General features: G+C 44.7%; 3 protein-coding genes. All 3 read left to right on the top strand.

Translation table 11 applies throughout. From position 1 onward, the window contains the following. The coding region (locus ACFIO3_RS13020) for a phage major tail tube protein (RefSeq protein WP_375704598.1) at positions 1–435 on the top strand (435 nt) is incomplete at its 5' end. Between the two features lie 41 nt (positions 436–476). After that, complete coding sequence (locus ACFIO3_RS13015; protein ID WP_375608793.1) at positions 477–890, top strand: hypothetical protein; 414 nt, start codon at positions 477–479, stop codon at positions 888–890. A 131-nt stretch (positions 891–1,021) separates the two neighbouring features. Further along, positions 1,022–1,470, top strand: a 449-nt coding sequence (locus ACFIO3_RS13010; RefSeq protein ID WP_375615533.1) for a phage tail tape measure protein, incomplete at its 3' end; no start/stop codon positions are given.

Below are 1,470 nucleotides of genomic sequence, written 5' to 3'. Positions count from 1 at the left end.
CCTACGTTGGAAGAAATCACAGAAACCTATCAACCAGGGGGCTCTGATATGCAGATTGATGTGAGCGGTCTTGGTGTCAAAGCTTTGAGCATGCAAATGAAAATCCGCAGCCATACCCCTGAGGTCATCGGCATCTTTGGTGGTCCTCCTGGTCTTCGTCATAAATTCACTGGCAAAAAACATGTGATCTCTGAAGAAGATGGGCGTGAGCATGAACATTCCATTGATGTGACAGGGCGGTTGGTCAAAGTCGATAGCGAAGGCTTAACGGCTGGAAAAGCGACAGGCTATGATTGCGAGATCAAAAATATTTGGGATTATACGGAATTTTGGGATGGTTCTGTTTTGCATCGCTTTTCCTTTAAACGGGGTGGCTGGCTTGTGCGCAACGGGCAAGAGATCGGTTCTCGCCGCCGCTCTATTCTCAACTTATAAGCTCTCATTATTGATAGGGTTCTCATTTATAGGAATTGATCATGACAAGTTTACAAACCAGCATTGATGTAGAGTTGCAGGTTCCGCTTCCTTATCAGGATAAAGGAGGCAAAGAATCTCTCTGCAAGAAACTGACCTTTTATCGCCCCACTTTTAAGCATGCCAAGCAATTAGCGGTGCTCATTGGACCACAATTGACAGAGCTGCTGCTTCCTGAGTTTGGAGAGCAAAAAACAACTTTGAGCAATGATGTGCTTATCACGAAGCTTTCTCAAGTTTTGTTCACAAGTGAGGCAACAGAAGGCATCACAGCACTTTTGGCTGATATGTCACATGAATCTATTGAATTGATTGATCGAGTTGATGTGATAGATATTGTCGCAATATTGAAGGCTTTTTTTGCTTTTTTTACGCAACGCCAATCCTCTCTGCCAGACAATTTGGGGCAGAACTAGCCCTTTATTATCACTGGGCGCCTTCAGAAATTAATCAGATGGATTGGCTGGATGTGATTGCCTATCGCAGCGAATTAGCACGCCTGAAAGCTCAAGAATATGAAAGCCATCAGTTAGGATAAGAGACGATCATGGATGTTTCCCTTGTTGTGCGTTTTGTCAATCATCTGCAAGAGGGGATAGCTTCTGCTAAGCGAGACTTAAAAGCCTTAAGTGCCGATGTTGCGCATTTCCAAAGCCAGACACGAAAGCATTTTAAAGGGAGGTTTGACTCGGAGCATCTTGAGGATGCGACAAAGAATGCAGAAAATGCTTTTATCCAAGCGCGGGGGCGTATGGTGGGGGCGATTGCGCAAACCAAAACCTTAATTGCCCCCCTTTATAAAGCCATGCAATTTGATCAATCGATGAAGGGCTTGGAAAAGGTTCTGGATGCCCCCCTTAATCGCTTAAAGGAATTGCGCCGTTTTGCGCTTGAAACCTCTACAAAAATCCCTTTGGCTGCTCGTGAAGTCTTAGAATTGATGACCAGTGCTAGCCAAGCAGGGATTGGTGAACAAGATTTAGAAGCTTTTAGCAT

It is taken from the genome of Bartonella sp. AD328YNZD (assembly GCF_042196425.1).
The sequence above is the reverse complement of the archived record's forward strand: the minus strand, read 5'-3'. Positions and strand labels throughout refer to the sequence as shown.

Excerpts from the sequence above, each read along its gene's own strand:
- ACFIO3_RS13015 (WP_375608793.1), top strand. The coding sequence starts at position 477 with ATGACAAGTTTACAAACCAGCATTGATGTAGAGTTGCAGGTTCCGCTT.